General features: G+C 42.1%; 18 protein-coding genes. 5 read left to right on the top strand and 13 right to left on the bottom strand.

The features are described 5' to 3' along the window. The first annotated feature begins 188 nt into the window (after positions 1-188). Positions 189-935 carry a 3-oxoacyl-[acyl-carrier-protein] reductase gene (fabG, locus tag J2X69_RS08545; protein ID WP_310101518.1) on the top strand — a complete coding sequence of 249 codons (747 nt, stop codon included), beginning with the start codon at positions 189-191 and terminating at the stop codon, positions 933-935. Between the two features lie 88 nt (positions 936-1,023). Here the strand turns inward: fabG and J2X69_RS08540 are convergent, their stop codons facing one another. The 5 genes from J2X69_RS08540 to J2X69_RS08520 all read right to left on the bottom strand — a co-directional run bounded on the left by J2X69_RS08540 (position 1,024) and on the right by J2X69_RS08520 (position 5,673). Then, a complete protein-coding gene (locus tag J2X69_RS08540) occupies positions 1,024-1,155 on the bottom strand; it encodes a hypothetical protein (protein ID WP_310101514.1) in 132 nt (43 codons plus the stop codon). Between the two features lie 244 nt (positions 1,156-1,399). After that, complete coding sequence (locus J2X69_RS08535; protein ID WP_310101512.1) at positions 1,400-2,581, bottom strand: hypothetical protein; 1,182 nt, start codon at positions 2,579-2,581, stop codon at positions 1,400-1,402. Positions 2,582-2,795: 214 nt separating this feature from the next. After that, positions 2,796-4,430 (bottom strand): L-glutamate gamma-semialdehyde dehydrogenase, encoded by a 1,635-nt coding sequence (gene pruA, locus J2X69_RS08530; RefSeq protein ID WP_310101509.1) that lies wholly within the window; start codon positions 4,428-4,430, stop codon positions 2,796-2,798. A 157-nt stretch (positions 4,431-4,587) separates the two neighbouring features. Continuing rightward, positions 4,588-5,283 (bottom strand): YjjG family noncanonical pyrimidine nucleotidase, encoded by a 696-nt coding sequence (locus J2X69_RS08525; RefSeq protein ID WP_310101507.1) that lies wholly within the window; start codon positions 5,281-5,283, stop codon positions 4,588-4,590. Between the two features lie 6 nt (positions 5,284-5,289). After that, complete coding sequence (locus J2X69_RS08520) at positions 5,290-5,673, bottom strand: metalloregulator ArsR/SmtB family transcription factor (RefSeq protein WP_310101504.1); 384 nt, start codon at positions 5,671-5,673, stop codon at positions 5,290-5,292. Between the two features lie 108 nt (positions 5,674-5,781). Here J2X69_RS08520 and J2X69_RS08515 point away from each other — a divergent pair, with 108 nt between their 5' ends. Further along, positions 5,782-6,432 (top strand): carboxypeptidase-like regulatory domain-containing protein, encoded by a 651-nt coding sequence (locus J2X69_RS08515; protein WP_409014402.1) that lies wholly within the window; start codon positions 5,782-5,784, stop codon positions 6,430-6,432. A 272-nt stretch (positions 6,433-6,704) separates the two neighbouring features. On the opposite strand, the gene J2X69_RS08510 is transcribed toward J2X69_RS08515, so the two are convergent. Both J2X69_RS08510 and J2X69_RS08505 read right to left on the bottom strand, forming a co-directional pair. Continuing rightward, on the bottom strand, positions 6,705-7,082 hold the full coding sequence (locus tag J2X69_RS08510; RefSeq protein WP_310101501.1) for a GxxExxY protein: 378 nt from the start codon (positions 7,080-7,082) through the stop codon (positions 6,705-6,707). Between the two features lie 113 nt (positions 7,083-7,195). After that, positions 7,196-8,794, bottom strand: coding sequence for an aminopeptidase P N-terminal domain-containing protein (locus J2X69_RS08505; protein ID WP_310101498.1), 1,599 nt, complete (start codon positions 8,792-8,794; stop codon positions 7,196-7,198). 109 nt (positions 8,795-8,903) lie between these two features. Between J2X69_RS08505 and pafA the strand changes: the two genes are divergently transcribed. Continuing rightward, entirely contained in the window at positions 8,904-10,538 is a 1,635-nt protein-coding gene (gene pafA / locus J2X69_RS08500) for an alkaline phosphatase PafA (RefSeq protein ID WP_310101495.1), read from the top strand. A gap of 131 nt (positions 10,539-10,669) precedes the next feature. Here the strand turns inward: pafA and J2X69_RS08495 are convergent, their stop codons facing one another. Together J2X69_RS08495 and J2X69_RS08490 are read right to left on the bottom strand one after the other, a co-directional pair. Further along, positions 10,670-11,833 carry a homogentisate 1,2-dioxygenase gene (locus tag J2X69_RS08495; RefSeq protein WP_310101492.1) on the bottom strand — a complete coding sequence of 388 codons (1,164 nt, stop codon included), beginning with the start codon at positions 11,831-11,833 and terminating at the stop codon, positions 10,670-10,672. A 141-nt stretch (positions 11,834-11,974) separates the two neighbouring features. Next, the gene (locus J2X69_RS08490) at positions 11,975-12,166 is read right to left on the bottom strand and encodes a CsbD family protein (RefSeq protein WP_310101489.1); all 192 of its coding nucleotides are present in this window, start codon (positions 12,164-12,166) and stop codon (positions 11,975-11,977) included. A gap of 156 nt (positions 12,167-12,322) precedes the next feature. On the opposite strand from J2X69_RS08490, the gene J2X69_RS08485 reads away from it, so the two are divergent. Together J2X69_RS08485 and J2X69_RS08480 are read left to right on the top strand one after the other, a co-directional pair. Then, a complete protein-coding gene (locus J2X69_RS08485) occupies positions 12,323-12,466 on the top strand; it encodes a hypothetical protein (RefSeq protein ID WP_310101486.1) in 144 nt (47 codons plus the stop codon). Positions 12,467-12,604: 138 nt separating this feature from the next. Beyond that, positions 12,605-13,246 (top strand): MCP four helix bundle domain-containing protein, encoded by a 642-nt coding sequence (locus J2X69_RS08480; RefSeq protein ID WP_310101483.1) that lies wholly within the window; start codon positions 12,605-12,607, stop codon positions 13,244-13,246. Between the two features lies 1 nt (position 13,247). Here the strand turns inward: J2X69_RS08480 and J2X69_RS08475 are convergent, their stop codons facing one another. From J2X69_RS08475 to J2X69_RS08460, 4 genes are read right to left on the bottom strand one after another with little or no spacing between them, the layout of a single operon-like run. Beyond that, a complete protein-coding gene (locus J2X69_RS08475; protein ID WP_310101480.1) occupies positions 13,248-14,129 on the bottom strand; it encodes a sugar phosphate isomerase/epimerase in 882 nt (293 codons plus the stop codon). A gap of 54 nt (positions 14,130-14,183) precedes the next feature. Continuing rightward, positions 14,184-14,744, bottom strand: coding sequence for a gluconate 2-dehydrogenase subunit 3 family protein (locus tag J2X69_RS08470; protein WP_310101477.1), 561 nt, complete (start codon positions 14,742-14,744; stop codon positions 14,184-14,186). A 17-nt stretch (positions 14,745-14,761) separates the two neighbouring features. Continuing rightward, positions 14,762-16,441, bottom strand: coding sequence for a GMC family oxidoreductase (locus tag J2X69_RS08465; RefSeq protein WP_310101474.1), 1,680 nt, complete (start codon positions 16,439-16,441; stop codon positions 14,762-14,764). Positions 16,442-16,470: 29 nt separating this feature from the next. Continuing rightward, positions 16,471-17,349 carry a TIM barrel protein gene (locus J2X69_RS08460; protein ID WP_310101471.1) on the bottom strand — a complete coding sequence of 293 codons (879 nt, stop codon included), beginning with the start codon at positions 17,347-17,349 and terminating at the stop codon, positions 16,471-16,473. Positions 17,350-17,357 lie beyond the last annotated feature (8 nt).

The following is a 17,357-nucleotide window of genomic DNA, read 5'->3' as shown; positions in this document are numbered from 1 at the left end:
CTACACAAAGCCAACTCAATTCAAACCAATATTCTGCATACAATACAATATGTCAAATTATATTTTTAATATTTTGATTTTTGCAGACGAATGAATAATCATATTGTCTAAAAAACAAGTGAAATCAACTTTAGAATCAAAAGTTTTAGCTTTTTTTCTAATTTTGGCCAAACAAAATTTCAAACTACATGGGATTACTTTCAGGAAAAACGGCATTGATCACCGGTGCATCTAAAGGCATCGGAAGAGCAATAGCTATCAGATATGCGCAAGAGGGGGCGAATGTCGCTTTTACTTTTTTGTCAAGTGTAGAAAAAGGGCAAGAATTAGAAGCAGAATTGGCGGAATTCGGCATCAAAGCCAAGGGCTACAGGTCTGATGCTTCGGACTTCAAAGCTGCTGAAGAGTTGGTGAATAATGTAGTAGCTGAATTCGGTACGCTGGATATTTTGATCAACAATGCCGGAATTACCCGTGACAATCTCTTAATGAGAATGACCGAAGAAGCATGGGATGAAGTGATCGGAATCAACCTAAAATCATGCTTCAACACCGTAAAAGCAGCGAATAGAACGATGATGAAAGCTAAATCCGGTTCTATCATCAACATCACTTCTGTAGTCGGAGTGAAAGGAAATGCCGGTCAGGCAAACTACGCTGCTTCAAAGGCAGGAATTATAGGTTTCACTAAGTCTGTGGCTTTGGAATTAGGCTCTAGAAACATCAGATGTAATGCTGTTGCCCCAGGATTTATCGAAACTGAAATGACCGCAGTGCTGGATGAAAAAACCGTACAGGGCTGGAGAGATGGCATTCCTATGAAGCGGGGTGGCAAACCGGAAGAAGTGGCTGACGCTTGTGTATTCTTGGGATCTGACATGAGCAGCTACATCTCAGGGCAAGTGCTACAGGTAAATGGCGCGATGCATACGTAATTTAGCAAACCTTTGAGGTCTTTTTTTGACCTCGAAGGTTTTACCTCACCTGCTTTCCTTCATAATCAAAAATCCTTAAATCAAGACCTTACTCCGACTTAAAGTCTTCTGGCAAGTAATCAGACTCTATTTCCTGATGTATTTTTTGAAATGCCTGCATTCCTCTTGAATAGATGTGGTAAATTTTACTCGGCTCAAAAATATCTTGACCTGTTTCCATGCTAAAAAAGTTAAGAAATTGTTACCACATATCTAGAATCAAGACCTTCGAAGCTACTGTAACCTTGGAGGTGCTATTAATACAACTAATCTTTGAGTTCTCTTTTTAACCTCAAAGATTTATTTAAACAAAAGACATCAGCTTCTTGGAAAACTCTCAAGTAATAGACCTAAAATTTTTATTGAGTAATAAAGACCTTCGAGGAGATTCCTCCTCCTTCGTCGTCGGAATGACACCTCAAAGGTCAGTCCACAAACCCACTCAGATTTATTTTATAAAACTCATACGCATCCTCAGACTTCTGCTCTGGTTTGTTGATAAAAAGTCCTTCTGAAGTCAAAAACCAGTTTTCGACTTCTAACTCAGTTTCAAAATCAAAAAAGTAATCCCCCATGAGCTCCCAGTCTCCTGAATAGATACTCAAGACGTAATGCTTAGTACGTTCAAATTTGGTTTCTCCAGCGCCTGATTCATTGATTTTCGAACATCTAATATTTAAATCACGGTTTGGATCGTATAGCAGGAATATGTTTTTCGAGCCTTCTTTCGGCAAGGCCCAAACTGTCCACTCTGTTCCCCATGGGACAATCTCGCTTGGGAGAAATTTGAAAGCAACTGAGGATTTGGCGATTAATCTCTCCTGAAGATTAAGCTCCTTTAGTACAAACAATTCTTCGGAATACGGCCAAGCAAGAGTAAAAACACCTCTTTTATTATCATAAGCACCCAAAAGCTGAGTGGCTGTCAAATCACCTCCAAAGATTTCATATCCATCAGGTATTCCAAAATCGCTATTCTCAATCTCACCGGTTTCGATATTTATCCTAGTCAACCATGACTTGTAATCTAACGGAAAACTAGATCTCATTTCACCTGGACCCGAATTTCTTGAAATAGAAGAAAGATGTGAGGGGTCTTGGCCAATTTGAACATACGAATCTTTATAGTACATCAAACCTTTTCGTCCTTCTATCCTCACCATAGTTTCCAAAGTTTTAGGAAGATCTAGTTTGGATTTTACTTCAGCGATCTTTGAGCCTGTAGAATCATAAGTTGCTATCCAGCCAAGTGAATTCACTGCCACAAATTTATTGAGAGAAATAGGCAAAAAATATGCACCTCCTTTCATTGCATCAGGTCCTTCGGAAGGGATTACAACTTCATGCTCTACTTTTGCAGTTAGTAGATTTAAGAAAACATAGGCAGTCCCTTTATCTGATCCAGCTCTACGTGTGTATACCAAATACTCATTCTCAGAATCCTCCACAACTGTAAGGTTAGTAAACTCTTTGGTAAGCGAATTTTTTTCAAGAACTAAATCTCCTATAATCAACTCCTCCAACTTCCCCTGATAGATTTCTTCCGGACTTTTTTCAGTGCATGAAAAATTGATAAAGACAAAGCAAAGCAAGAACAACAGTTTCATTCACTTACGAGATTTTAGAAGAGTAACTAAAAATAAATAAAATCTCCCGCTAAGGCACTAAGTCGCAAAAAAAATAAATAATAGAATTAAGCTAGCACTTTAAGCCGCGCTCTCCGCGTAACCCTCTGCATCCTTAGTGGTTAAAACAGAAAGCCCCAGATATAAATCTGAGGCTCTTGAAAATTGAATTTGATTATTGATCATTGAAAATCACTCAATCTTCCCCCAAAAAAGGGTATCGGTAATCCTCAGGAGAAACAAATGTTTCCTTAATCGTACGTGGAGAAACCCACCGTAGCAAGTTGATCATAGAACCGGCTTTGTCGTTGGTTCCCGAAGCTCTTGCTCCGCCAAACGGCTGCTGTCCTACCACTGCACCTGTTGGCTTGTCATTGATGTAGAAGTTACCCGCGGCATTTCTAAGTTTGGTCGTTGCCAATTCGACCGCATAGCGATCCTGAGAGAATATCGCACCGGTCAGGGCATAAGGTGAGGTCTGATCTACCAACTCCAACGCTTCTTCGAACCGCTCCGAATCATATACATAGATAGTCAACACCGGGCCAAAGATCTCTTCGCACATCGTGGTGTACATTGGATCTTGAGTCACGATCACCGTTGGTTCGATGAAGTAACCTTTTGACTTGTCATATTTACCCCCTGAGATGATTTCTACAGCAGGATTCGCTTTCGCATTGTCAATGTACCTGCCAATTTTATCAAAAGACTTCTCGTCAATCACCGCATTGATGAAGTTGGTAAAATCTTCCGTTCCGCCCATTTTCATATCCGCAAGATCTGCCAACAAACCTTCTTTCACTTCACCCCAGATATTGGAAGGGATGTAAGCACGTGAAGCGGCAGAGCATTTTTGGCCCTGGTACTCAAAAGCCCCGCGGGCAAGACCTACTGCCACAGCCTTGGGAATTGCAGATTTGTGGGCAATTACAAAATCCTTCCCACCGGTCTCGCCGACAATCCTAGGGTAAGATTTATACTGCTGTATGTTTGTACCTATGGTTTTCCAAATATGTTGGAATACGCCTGTAGAACCGGTAAAGTGAATCCCAGCAAAATCAGGATGCTTGAAAATAACATCTCCGACAACAGGTCCATCCACGTAGATCAAGTTGATCACACCGGCAGGAACACCGGCTTCTTTGAACACCTGCATCAGGACATTTGCAGAGTAAATCTGCGTGTAAGCTGGCTTCCATACGATGGTATTTCCCATCATCGCGGCAGACGCAGGAAGATTCCCTGCAATAGCGGTAAAGTTGAACGGAGTCAGCGCAAACACAAACCCTTCCAATGGCCGCTGCTCCAGCCTATTCCACACGCCATTTCCTGAAACAGGAGGCTGTTGTGCATAGATTTCAGTCATGTATTGCACATTGAAGCGCAGGAAATCAATGAATTCACATGCTGCATCGATCTCTGCCTGCATTGCGTTCTTGGATTGACCAAGCATGGTTGCTGCATTGATTTTGGCGCGATATGGTCCTGCCAAAAGATCGGCCGCTTTCAAGAAAATGGCTGCCCTTTGTTCCCAAGCCAGGTTTTCCCAAGCTTCTTTGGCACCAAGTGCAGCATCTATCGCCTGCTCTACGTGGGAAGCATCCCCTTCATGAAAATAACCCAACACATGCTGATGGTCATGAGGAGGTGACATTTTATGTGTTTTGCCTGTTCTGACCTCATCCGAACCGATATACATCGGCACATCAATCTGTTGTGATCTAGCACTTTCTAATGCCGCTTGCAATTCCTTTCTCTCGGGACTTCCGGGAGCGTAAGCTTTTACCGGTTCATTTACCGGAGTGGGTACATTAAAAAAACCTTTGAGCATAATATCTGGGGTTATGGTTTTCTGATTTGCCAAAGATAACCAGAAGGTTTTATTGGCGGGTGAATATGGGATAAAAGAACCCCAAAGCAAGTCTTCTAGTTCGCTAAAGCCGACGTTCATGTCTCCTATGTTGAAAACCGCCCACAACGACAATCATTTAAAGAATGTCTTTCAGTTCTTTCAAATGTGAAATAGTATAGGTGGGCTTTAAGTGGATAGACTTTCCGAGCGGATTGAAAAAAACCTGATCTATACCTGCTCCTTGCGCACCTTGAATATCGGAAACGGGACTATCTCCTATCATAAGACTATTTTCCTTCCTTGCACCGGCTTGCTCCAATGCATACTGAAAGATTTTCGGATCGGGCTTCTTGTATCCTGTAGTCTCAGATGTCACGACCAACTCAAAATAATCACTCAAGCCTGAAGAATTCATTTTCTTAGCCTGGCTTTCATCAAATCCATTCGTGATCACATTCAGCTTGTACTTAGGCTTGAGGTACTCGAGAATTTCTATCGTATGGGGAAATAAGTGAGGCTTGCTGGAAGTCCTGTGCATAAAGTCTCCCTCGAATTCTTCCGGAATTAACGCATCCATAACTCCCGCATGCTCAAAAATTCTTGGAAAACGGGTTGTTCTAAGCTCTTCTTTGTGCATTTCTCCTTTATCATAAGCATTCCAAAGTTTGAAGTTCACCGCATAAAAGGATTCTATAAAAGATTGAGAAGACAGAATCCCCAACTTTTCAAGTTTGTAATGAAGGAAGAGCTCGGAAAGGGACTCTTGGACATTTCGATCGTAATCCCAAAGTGTGTGATCAAGGTCGAAGAATAGATGTTGGTAAGTTTTCAAGAGAAATTAACGTCGGTATTGATTGTTCTGTATTTTATTGATCGCAAGCTCTCTGTTGGATTTTAGGATTTCGAAAGTTTCCTGATCCTTAAGGAGACTCGGGTCTTTTTGTATGAACTTAAAAATCTGCTGAATGATTTCCATGTACTCCTCCAGTATGTAATAAAAAACCCACTGATCTATCCGTTTGCTTCCAAGAAGCCCCGCGTTTTTCAGATAAATGAGATGCCTACTCGTCTTGGTCTGCGTAAAATCCAAAATCAATTCAAAATCTGAAATCGAAAGCTCTTTGTTGAGCATAAGCAGGTGAAAAATCCTGACGCGAGGCTCTTCTGATAGCGCTTTGAATATTCTAAGTCCGTAGTTTAAACTGATATTTTTTAGCCGCATTTGTAAGATTTAACGGAGTTTATGAGGGGAAAATAAAATAATCACCCGAAATTAGGGTAATATCGCATTAGAAATAACAATCTGTCGTTCTATAAAGTCCTCTAATTTGTGAAGAATTCATTACTCCTTAGCGCCACCTTTGTTTTCCTAATCGGAATATTTTTCTCATCACATGAAGTGAAAGCTCAAGATGAACAAGAAAAAAAAGTAATCCAACTTTCGGGTATTATCCTTAATGCCGACAGCACGGATGCTGTGGCAGGAGTGAACATTTATGTCCCTAAGAAAGGAAGAGGTACCAGTTCAGGACGCTTTGGTTATTTTTCTATGCCTGTACTGGCAGGTGACTCCGTAGTTTTTAGCTTTATCGGGTTGAAAAAACAAACGTTCAAAGTACCTGATACAGTTGAAAGCGATAGAATCAGTTTGATCCTTACCATGCAAGTCGATGAAATTGCTTTGGCAGAAATCGAAGTAATGCCTTATCCAACTGAGGAGGAGTTCAAGCAAGCAATAATCGCACTGAATGTAGTGGATCCTATGTCGATCTCCCGTGCCAATATGAGTCCGGAGATGCTACTCCGCTGGGCTGAATCCATGCCTGCCTCAGCGAACGAAAACTTCAGATACTTCCAGCAGGGACAGGCTATCCAAAACCAGGATCTCTATGGTCCGAGAACACTCAGGCTTCTTGATCCATTTGCCTGGGGGCAGTTTATCCGGTCTATCAAACGGGGCGATCTGAAGAAAAAGGATTAAGTGGTTAAGTTCCCGCAAGGGCGTAACGTCTGATTTTGTTTTCTCGCGGCGGCGCGGCGTTTTATGTCCTTGTAGTTTTGAAAACCTCAAAGGCTTGAAGACTGTGTAGCAAATTCCGCTCGGTAAATTAGAGTTTGAGGGAGGATTAAGCTGTGCGTGACACGAGCGGTGAAGTAAGCACTTTGTAGAATCCCACGCAGTCTAGGTAAGCCCAGTCCAATGTTTCCTCTTGCGGCGGTACAGCGAATGATTTCGATTATTCTTGACCTCAACTATAAGTTGTTCGCCACTCTTTTAATCCCGTCTTTTAACAGGGCTTCGTTGAAATTCAACAATAAGCCTAATTTCAATTTAGTAAGGCGCAAGTAGGTCAATAATTGCTTTGCATGAACAGGGAGAAGCATTTCTACAGATTTCACCTCGATAATAACCTTGTTATTGACAATAATGTCAGCTCGAAATCCTTGGTCCAACTTCATGTTATTCCATAGGACAGGAATTACAATTTCAGTCTTTACATCAAGACCTTTGGATTTCAATTCATACACAAACACAGCTTGATAAACAGATTCTAGCAATCCTGGACCTAGCCTTTTGTAAATCAAAAAAGCTATATCTACAATTATCTTAGAAATTTCATTTTCATGCATTTGAAAATAATTTTCACATCACACCAAATTACAAAAAATTGCGCCTTTGCGCCATAGCGGGAGATATAATTTTTACCGCGCCGCTGCGTCGCTGCGAGAACATACATTTAAACCTAATCTATCTCTGGCAGCACCCATTCTTCCAGCACGCTGGGAAATCTCATCATGTCCTCTATCGCTGCCACTGAGCGGGGAGCATCCTCTGAGAGATTTACATTCCCATCTGCAGTGATCAAAATATCATCTTCAATCCGCACTGCTATTCCCCACCATTTCGGATCACAATCAGAGCCCTCCGGAATATAAATCCCGGGTTCTATGGTAAAAACAACACCTTCTTTCAACGCATCCCTAGTTCCCCTATCATGTACATCAAGGCCAATGTGATGACTGGTACCATGCGGGAAATACATATGGTTCGCACCTTTTTTGATAATTCCAAGATTTGCCAACCCCTCGTCAATGATTTTACGGCCTGCAGCATCGATTTCCTGAAAAGTAGCCCCGGGCTTGGAAAGTGCTATACCTGCTTCCTGTGCTTCGTAAACCAACTCATAAATGGCTTTTTCTTCCTCATTGAATTTGCCATTGATAGGAATCGTACGAGTCACATCAGCTGTATAACCTCTCCATTCTGCTCCCAGATCCATCAGCAAGAGCCGATCGCTCAAATCACGCTTATCATTGTCTATGTAATGTAGAATACAGCCATTATTACCTCCACCCACAATGGATGGGTAGCCTACCTCTTCCGCTCCGTAGCGCTTATATATAAACTCATGCACTCCCTGTAGCTCACGCTCAGTCATCCCTACTTTCGCTGCCTTCATTACTTCTATCTGACCTACTGCGGAGATTTTTACAGCTTTCTTGAGTAGGGTGATTTCCTCAGGTGTCTTTACTTCCCGAAGTACATCCATCATGCTTCCAAGTAAAGCAATATCCAGTTTTTGATCAGGGATTTGCCCCTTCACCACCATCCTTTTCTCAGGTGATTCTGCATTCATATAAGAGTTAATCAATGGATCTTCCATCATGTCAGGATATTGATTACCGTATCTCTTCAGCATTTGAACTACTAGATCAGAAGTCTCCAAGTCTGAGTTTTTGATCATGTTATATATCTGCGCACTCACTTCATTGAGTTTCTCAGGATAAGCGACAGCGGTCTTAAATCCCTCCACCATCTCAATCAACGGCTGGTTAGCCCTACTTTCTTCTATATTTTCTGAAAGACTAAAAGTCAAAATTTTGTCAAAATCCTGAAGATTAACGCCTGACTTAGCCCCAAATTCAGAATTGAGCAATGCCTCTTGAATGCCCAATACTTCTTTCATTCCCTCTACTCCCAACCGCTTACCGTTCCACATTTCCGCCCGAGAATCTCTATTCTGCACAAAAATCTGTTCATTGACCATTTTACCATTTACTTGCCGCTCTTCACTGTAAACTACCAAAACTGAATTTGGCTCACGTAATCCCGTCAGATAGAAAAAATCTGTATTGGGATGATAGATGTAATCAACATCATTGGTTCTGTTCTTTACCGGATTATTAAAAAACACGGCCACGGAATTTGCCGGCATAAGTTTTCTCAATTCATCCCGTCTTTGGCTGTGCCACTCCGGGGAGAGCCCATCATTAAAATAAGATTGAGCAAAAGTACAGGTAGTGATTACTGCCAATAGCAGAGTCCAGATTGTCTTTTTCATAAATCATGTGGGGTTAGAAATCTAATGTCCATTCTTTTGACCATTTAACAAAGTCTTAATCCACAGATAGCAGCATATCCTTATCTTTGATTATTAAAAAAACCAAAACATGAGAAAATTCGGGATTGTATTTTTGCTTTTCATTTTGGCCACAGGCCCCATGCTTGCCCAGTCGCAAGCCGACAAGCCTAAACTTGTCATCGGTATCATTGTAGATCAAATGCGACAAGACTACTTGTACAGATTCTCAGAAAGATATTCAGACGGAGGATTTAAGCGGATAATCAAGGATGGCTTTATGATGAAAAACGGCCATTATAATTATATCCCAACGTACACAGGACCGGGTCATGCATCAATCTATACAGGAACCACTCCCGCTACTCACGGAATCATCGGCAATGACTGGTACGCAAAGAGCTTGGATCAAATGATCTATTGTGCAGAAGACACTACGGTGACTAATATCGGTGGTTCTGCCGAAAATGGCTTTATCAGTCCCAGAAACTTACTCACCACTACCGTAACTGACGAACTTCGAATCGCAACTCAAAAGCGCTCCAAAGTAGTCGGTGTAGCGATCAAAGACCGTGGGGCGAGCCTACCTGCGGGTCACTTAGGTGATGCCTATTGGTTTGACAGCAAGACAGGTGATTTCATGACTTCGTCTTACTACTATGATAAATTACCGGAGTGGGTGATTAATTTCAACGCTGAGAAATCAGTAGACAAGTATCTCTCCCAAACTTGGAATACGCTTTATCCTATAGACACCTACAAAGAAAGTATTGCTGACGATAATAAGTTTGAAGGAATTTTCTCAGGGAAAGACTCTCCTACTTTTCCGTATGACTTAAAGGAATTAAGAAAGACCAACGGAGAATTTGGATTGGTTTCTTCCACGCCTTTCGGCAATACACTAACCTTGGATTTTGCCTTGGCTGCACTCGAAGGCGAGCAATTGGGCATGGGAGAAGATACAGATTTCTTGGCATTGAGTTTCTCCTCTCCTGATTACATAGGACATAGATTCGGCCCCCAATCCAAAGAGATCGAAGACACATATCTTCGTTTGGATCAAGAAATAGAGAAACTTCTTAATTATCTGGACAAAACCTATGGAAAAGACCAGTATGTAGTATTCCTAACTGCTGACCATGCGGTAGCAGAGGTAGCCACGCACATGATCAGTGAAAATGTGCCGGCAGGAAATCTTCGTACAAATGAGGTGGTGGCAGAACTTCTGAGCTACATCTCTTCGAAATACGGAGAAGGCGACTGGATCAAAAACAGCTCGAACGGGCAACTTTTTCTAAATCATGAATTAATTGGAGAGAAAAAACTGAACCAAGAAGATTTCGAAAATGAAATTGCCCAGTTCCTTTTGAAATTCGAAGGCATCAAAGAAGTGTATACCGGTGCTGCCATGAGAACGAGAGAATTCACTACAGGTAATGCGATGCGTCTGCAAATGGGATATAACCATAAAGCATCAGGTGATATTCTGATGGTTCTGGAACCTGCATGGCTCGCCGGTGGAGACAGAGGCACCTCACATGGTACAGGTTATACTTATGACACAAATATCCCAATGTTGTTCTACGGATGGAACGTGCCCGCAGGGGAAAGTTCCCGTCACGTCTCGATCACCGATATCACACCTACCTTGTGTATGATGCTGAACATCAAGCTTCCAAACGGGTCTACAGGTTACCCTATCTTGGAAATCACAGACAATAAATAATCGATTAGTTTTTCTTTATACAGCTGTAAAAACAACTAAATATACAGCGTATCTAAGTACAAAAGCCTCGATCTGTGGAGATCGGGGCTTTTTCGTTTTCGCTTACCCAGGATCAAAAATTATAAGTTGAGTTACTCGGTCCAGCTCATTGGATAACTTTCATCTACAAATTCAAGCGCATCGGTAGTAATCTGAAGTGATTTGAAGGTATCCAGCATCACGGCGTATTCATCTGTGGCTTTTGCTCCTATGGATTTCTCGACTGTGCCGGGATGCGGACCATGTGGCAAACCTCCCATATGCAGTGTAAATGAACCTCTGTCTATTCCCTTTCTGCTCATAAATTCCCCCTCAGCATAATACAACACTTCATCAGAATCAATATTGGAATGATTGTATGGAGCAGGAATGGATAAAGGATGATAGTCAAAAAGTCTAGGCACAAACGAGCAAATCACAAATCCCGATGCTTGAAAAGTCTGATGAACAGGCGGTGGCTGATGAATTCTTCCCGTGATCGGTTCGAAATCATAGATTGAAAGTGCATAAGGATACAAATACCCGTCCCACCCCACAATATCCAACGGGCTACGTGCGTATGAATACTGATGAAGCATGCCTTGCTTCTTGATCTGTACGAGGTAATCTCCTTTCTCTTTTTCTATATGAAGCTCATGTGGTGGACGAATATCCCGCTCACAATACGGGGAATGCTCCAGCAGCTGCCCCACATCGTTTCTATAGCGCTTCACCGTTTCTATAGCTCCGGATGATTCTATAATAAGCAATCTCAAAGGCCCCTTTTCTTCAAATTCAAAGCGATAAATCGTCGTACGCGGGATTACGATATAATCTCCTTTGTGAACTTCAAGCTTTCCAAACTGAGAATATAAGATTCCTTCTCCATCATGCACATAGACCAATTCATCTCCATCGGCATTTTTGAAGTAATAGTCCATTTTCCGATTTCTAGGTGAGCAAATCCCCATCATCACATCAGAATTCATCATGAGATTTCTTCGCGCAGATAAGTAATCTTCACCGGTAGTGTCCACATCGGAAGTCTTCAAGTGAGTTTGATTCAACCCATGCGCTGTAGCAGGCTTCCAAGAATATGGTTCAGGCGTGCCAATGGACTTAACTTCGTTGGGATTATGAATATGGTATAGCGTAGAGTAAATACCTGAAAAGCCTTTGGAACTCACTACTTCTTCTTTGTAAAGAGTGCCGTCGGGCTGACGGAATTGAGTATGCCTTTTAGGTGGGATAGTTCCCAATCTATGATAGTATGCCATTTCTTTTGGGTTTATTTCTTTTCTTAAATTTAAACAAACTATCAAAAGGACTTAGCCTATCACGGAAAAATGATTTCACGGGCAACCTGAAAAAACGGACATAAAAAAAAACGGCTTGCGCCGCTTTTAACTATTCTTGGGTTAATTTTCCTCGAAGAACTCTCGTTTGATTATATCTTCAGCTTCTCCTGTCCGCTTTTGGATTTTCCCCAGCAACTGATCTTCTTTACCTTCCACATAAGTCAAATCATCGTCGGTCAATTCCCCGTACTTTTCTTTGAGCTTACCTTTCAAGATATTCCAATTGCCTTTTAATTTCAAGTTGGTTGCCATAATACTAGTGGTTTAAGTTTTTATTTTGACTAACTAGTATTTTGCAAAGCGCATACCAAACAAAGCCCAAAATGAAGTCCCTCCTCTCTTCCCTGCTCCTAGTATTTTGCTTAAATCTACCCTCACAGGCTCAGGAAGCACGATTAATATGGTCAGATGAGTTCTCAGAAGAAGGCCTTCCTGATCAAAAAAAACTGGACTTACGATGTGGGAGATCATGGCTGGGGAAATGAAGAATTGGAATATTATTCACAAAACGACCTTAAAAATGCCCGAATTGAAATATGTGCGGGTTTATGACAAAAGACCCCATCCATGATATTTTAGATGGTAATAGTAAACAAAATTATATTCAATAATTTTATGCTTAGTTTAAAATAGAAAAACCGAACAGCCTCCTAAAACCAGTAAAAAACGACAGACCCTAACTATTCAATCATGCAAAAACCTGCTTTTAAAAAAAGAAAAATCACGGCCCTTGTGGTCATTGGTTTATTGATGCTTTTGATTTATGGTAAAAATCTCACAGAACGCCAAGCCTTCAAAGACATAAGCAGTACCTTCAAGGAAGTCTATAATGACCGTCTGGTGGTGGAAGGATATATATTTAGGATTTCTGAAAATTTATTCCGAATCCAAAAACTAGTCGATCATTGTGACATCAACTATGATTATTCGAAAGTAGTAAATGAAATAGCCGAAAGAGAGAAGGATATCATGGCAATAGTGGAGGCTTTTGAGAAAACGAACCTTACAGAAAGAGAAAACCAATACTTGACCGATTTCAGAAGTATCATAGAAAATGACCTGCAGATAAAAAATTATAGCCTGCTTTATTCAGACTCCTCCGGTGTCAATATGGAACAGGTACAACTCTACGATCAAAAAATAAGCAAAGCCCAACAAGACCTTGATAATTTGAGTAAAATCCAGCTCGAAGAAGGAGAAAAATTAATCAACAAAGCCAGCATCATCATCAATCGATCCCAAATCTGGTCTCAATTTGAAGTGGCTTTGTTGATCATTTTAGCACTCGCAGTGTATTTTCTACTGTTTAGAAAGAAACGGGCTAACAATTAATTTACACTTTCAACTTGCTTAAATAAGCTGCGTTCTTGGCTGCTGCCTCCATAGGGGTAGTCCCTACAAATCTTTCTTGCTCAACTACGAAATACTCCATTCCGTATTTCTTGGACTTCTTGATTATTTCTGCATAAGGAATCTCTCCGGCGCCTAGTAGCACGCCGCGGTCGTGTGCATTTCCTCCTTCAGCTTCAGCATCCTTCACATGACAAAGTTTGAATCTGCCGGGGAATTTGGCCACGTACTCTAACGGATCATAGCCCGCTACGTATGCCCAGTACATATCCAATTCAAAATCCACCAAATCAGGGTCTGTATTTTCAATTAACACATCCTGTGGCAACTGACCCTCAAGCATTTTGAAGGTATAATCGTGATTATGGTAGGCAAATTTCACTCCGTGAGACTTCAATGTTTCACCGGCATCATTGAATCTATCTGCTATTTTTTTCCAATCGTCCACAGTCTTTTGTGCTCCGATATATGGGCAAATCAGGTATTTCATCCCGACTTCCGCCGCCTGCTCAGCCTGTACATCCAGATCCTTGAAGACATTGGCATGAGAGGAAATAAAATCAACCCCGATCTCATTCAACAAACTTTTGCACTCTGAAGGCTGCATACCCCAAAGGATCCCTTTGCCACCATCAAATCCTTCAAATTGCTTGTATCCATATCCAGCCAGTTGGCGCATGGTTCCTGAAGCATCTTTTGCCATCTCTTCCTTCACTGAGTACAGTTGAAGGCCAAACTTTGAAAGTTTGGCTTTTGCAGGATTCAAAACACCATTCTTGGCTGAGGCAAATTCAAAGGGGAAAAGTACGGCCCCTGCACCAAGCATTGCCCCCATCTGGAGGAATTTTCTTCTAGGTTTATTCATAATAAGCTGGCCTACCCTTGGTAAGGGCAGGCTATTTATATAAGGTTAGATTGATTAAATAGCGAAAGCTTTGTCTCCTTTATTATAAGGAATGCATGGATCGAATCTTCCCGGTGTTTCCACAAAGTTCAGTGCTTGACTAGCCCCAATTTCTGAGGTAAAATAGCCGAGAACAGTCAAATCACGAAGCATATTAATCACCTGCGGGCTTCTATCCTTTCCGCTGGATTTGAATTCATCATACATTCCGTTCAAATAAGTAAGTCTTTCCTCTGCCGGCGCGCCTACAAAGTCCTTTCCGTTAGCAGATTTGAAGTCTTTTCTCAATTTATTCAGCCCGTCAACAAATGTTTTTTGGCTATCTCCGTCATAGGTATCTTTGACCATCATCACCATAAACGATCCAATTCCCACGGCTTTAGCACCGGGCGTATCGGTCTCCGGGATAATGGTATCTCCCAACTCGTCCAAGAAAGCAATATCATCGGGATCAAAGTCCAGCCCTTCAATTTGGTTTTCCGGGGCACAGCCTGTCATGATCGCCGTAGCGCCGATCATCGTTCCTCCCATCATTACCATGACGCTTTTCAAAGCGTCTCTTCTATTCATAGTCATAGTCTTGTCTTTTACGCTTAGAGGTTTTGCTTTTTCAGTTCATCCACAGCGAAAGCTGCCGCTCTTGCCGTCAAAGCCATGTAGGTAAGTGATGGGTTCACCGCTGCTGCCGATGTCATGCAGGCACCATCAGTCACAAATACGTTTTTAGCTTCCCATACCTGGTTATTCCCATTCAAAACAGAAGTTTTCGGATCACGTCCCATTCTTGCTGTGCCCATTTCGTGGATCCCCTGCCCGAAGGTATATCCTGCATCGTACTGATTGATGTTTTTGAATCCGGCCACTTCCAGCATCTCTGCTGCATCAGCCATCATATCCTTACGCATTTTTATTTCATTCTCTTTGATCTCAGCATCCATCACCAATGCTTCCATTCCCCACTTATCTTTCACAGTATCGCTTAGCTTGATCGTGTTCTCATGATAAGGAAGAATTTCACCAAAAGCTGTAATTCCCATAGACCACGGTCCGGGTTGCGTAAGCGCTTCCTTCATCGGTGCACCAAAATTCAATTCGGCTACATCACGGCTCCACCCACTACGGCTAGCTCCACCCTGATACCCAAACCCCCGAAGATAATCCCTCTTATCACCATTGACATTTCGAAATCTTGGAATATAAAGCCCGGTTGGTCGTCGTCCAAAGTAATATTTGTCATCGTATCCTTCCATAGTACCACTCGCTCCCAAACGGAAGTGGTGATCCATGACGTTATGTCCAAGTTCTCCTGAGCTACTTCCCAGGCCACCCGGCCAAACATCTGTCGCGGTACGCATCAGAATAGCGGTAGAGTTGAAAGCAGAAGCACAAAGGAATACGATTTTCGCATCGTACTCAATAGTTTCATTCGTCTGCCCGTCCACTACTTCTACACCCGTAGCCTTCTTGGTGTCCTTATCGTAAATCAGTCTTCTCACGATCGACCAAGGCCTCAATGTCAGGTTTCCTGTAGCCTGTGCCGCAGGCAAGGTGGAAGCTTGAGTACTGAAATACCCGCCAAACGGACACCCTAATGAACACTTACTTCTGTACTGGCAACCAGGTCTACCCGGTAGCGGCTCAGTAATATTAGCCGGACGGCCAATAGTCCATGTTCTCGCTCCTTTATAGTGCTCTTTAATTTTTGCAGCACCATCTTTTTCCACACAGTTCATCGGCATAGGCGGCATAAATTCACCGTCAGGAAGTACGTCCAAACCATCTTTAGAGCCTGACACCCCAATGAATTTCTCTACATAAGAATACCAGGGAGCAATATCCTTGTATCGAATAGGCCAATCTACCGCCACTCCTTCTTTTACATTTCCTTCGAAATCCAAGTCAGAAAATCTATAGGATTGCCTACCCCAGAGTAAGGACCGTCCACCTACTTGATACCCTCTAAACCAAGTAAAGGGCTTTTCTTCTACATAAGGAGATTCATCCTCATGTGCCCACCAATCAAGGTTCAACTCATCCAGCACATAATCTCTTCTGAGGTTTGGATGCTTTTCTATAAGTTCTTGCGTATCTCTTCCTCTGTGCGGTATCTCCCAAGGCGGGAGAGTTGCACTCTTATAATCCTTGATATGCTCAACATTCGGCCCTCTTTCGAGGAGCAAAACTTTTAAGCCTCGCTCTGTTAATTCTTTTGCAGCCCATCCGCCGCTTATTCCAGACCCAACTACGATTGCGTCATATGATTCATTTGCCATACCTATGGATTTTATTTTTCGTTTTTTGTTTAGACATCACAGATCTGAACTCCCTGAGCCAATGCCGCCATTTTATCCTCAGACTTTGGAATAAATTCATGAGAGACATAGCCTTGGAATCCCGTAGCCACTATCGCTTTCATAACAGCAGGGTAGTAAATCTCCTGGGTATCATCCAGTTCGTTTCTACCCGGATTTCCAGCAGTGTGGTAATGCCCAAAATACTGATGATTGTCCTGTATACTTCTGACAAGATCTCCTTCATCTATCTGCATGTGGTAAATATCGTAAAGCAATTTGAAGTTTTCACTTCCCAACCGCTTGCATAGCTCAACGCCAAAAGCAGACTTGCTACACAAGTAATCTTTGTGATTTATTCGACTGTTAAGAAGCTCCATTTGAAGGATCACTCCATGCTTTTCAGCCAAAGGAATCAATTTTTCCAAACCTATCTGGCAGTTTTTCAAGCCAGTCTCATCATCCATTCCTCTCCTATTTCCAGAGAAACAAATAAGGTTTTTGTAACCTGCCTCGGCTACTTTAGGAATCATTTCAGTATAATTTTTAATTAATTGCTCGTGATATTTCACCTCACCAAAACCGTCTTCAAGACCAATTTCAGCGCCGTTGCACATAGACGAATCCAACCCGTGCTTCTTCAGGATATGCCAATTGTTTGGGCCTATCAGATCTATGCCTTTGATGCCTATTTTCTTCGCCTCCACGCAGAAATCTTCCAGACTATAATCGCGGAAACACCAGTGGCAAACACCATGGTTAATATTCCCTTTCAATTCGTAGGGTTTTTCTTCTTTCATTTTGAATGAAGAAAGGGTGCTGAATGCAGCGCCGCCAAGCAAGACTTTTTTGAAAGATTCTCTTCTTCCTGTGTCAATAGGTTTGGTCATGAGGGGGT

It is taken from the genome of Algoriphagus sp. 4150 (assembly GCF_031457395.1).
Classification (GTDB): domain Bacteria; phylum Bacteroidota; class Bacteroidia; order Cytophagales; family Cyclobacteriaceae; genus Algoriphagus.
This window is presented reverse-complemented; position numbering and strand designations above follow the sequence as displayed.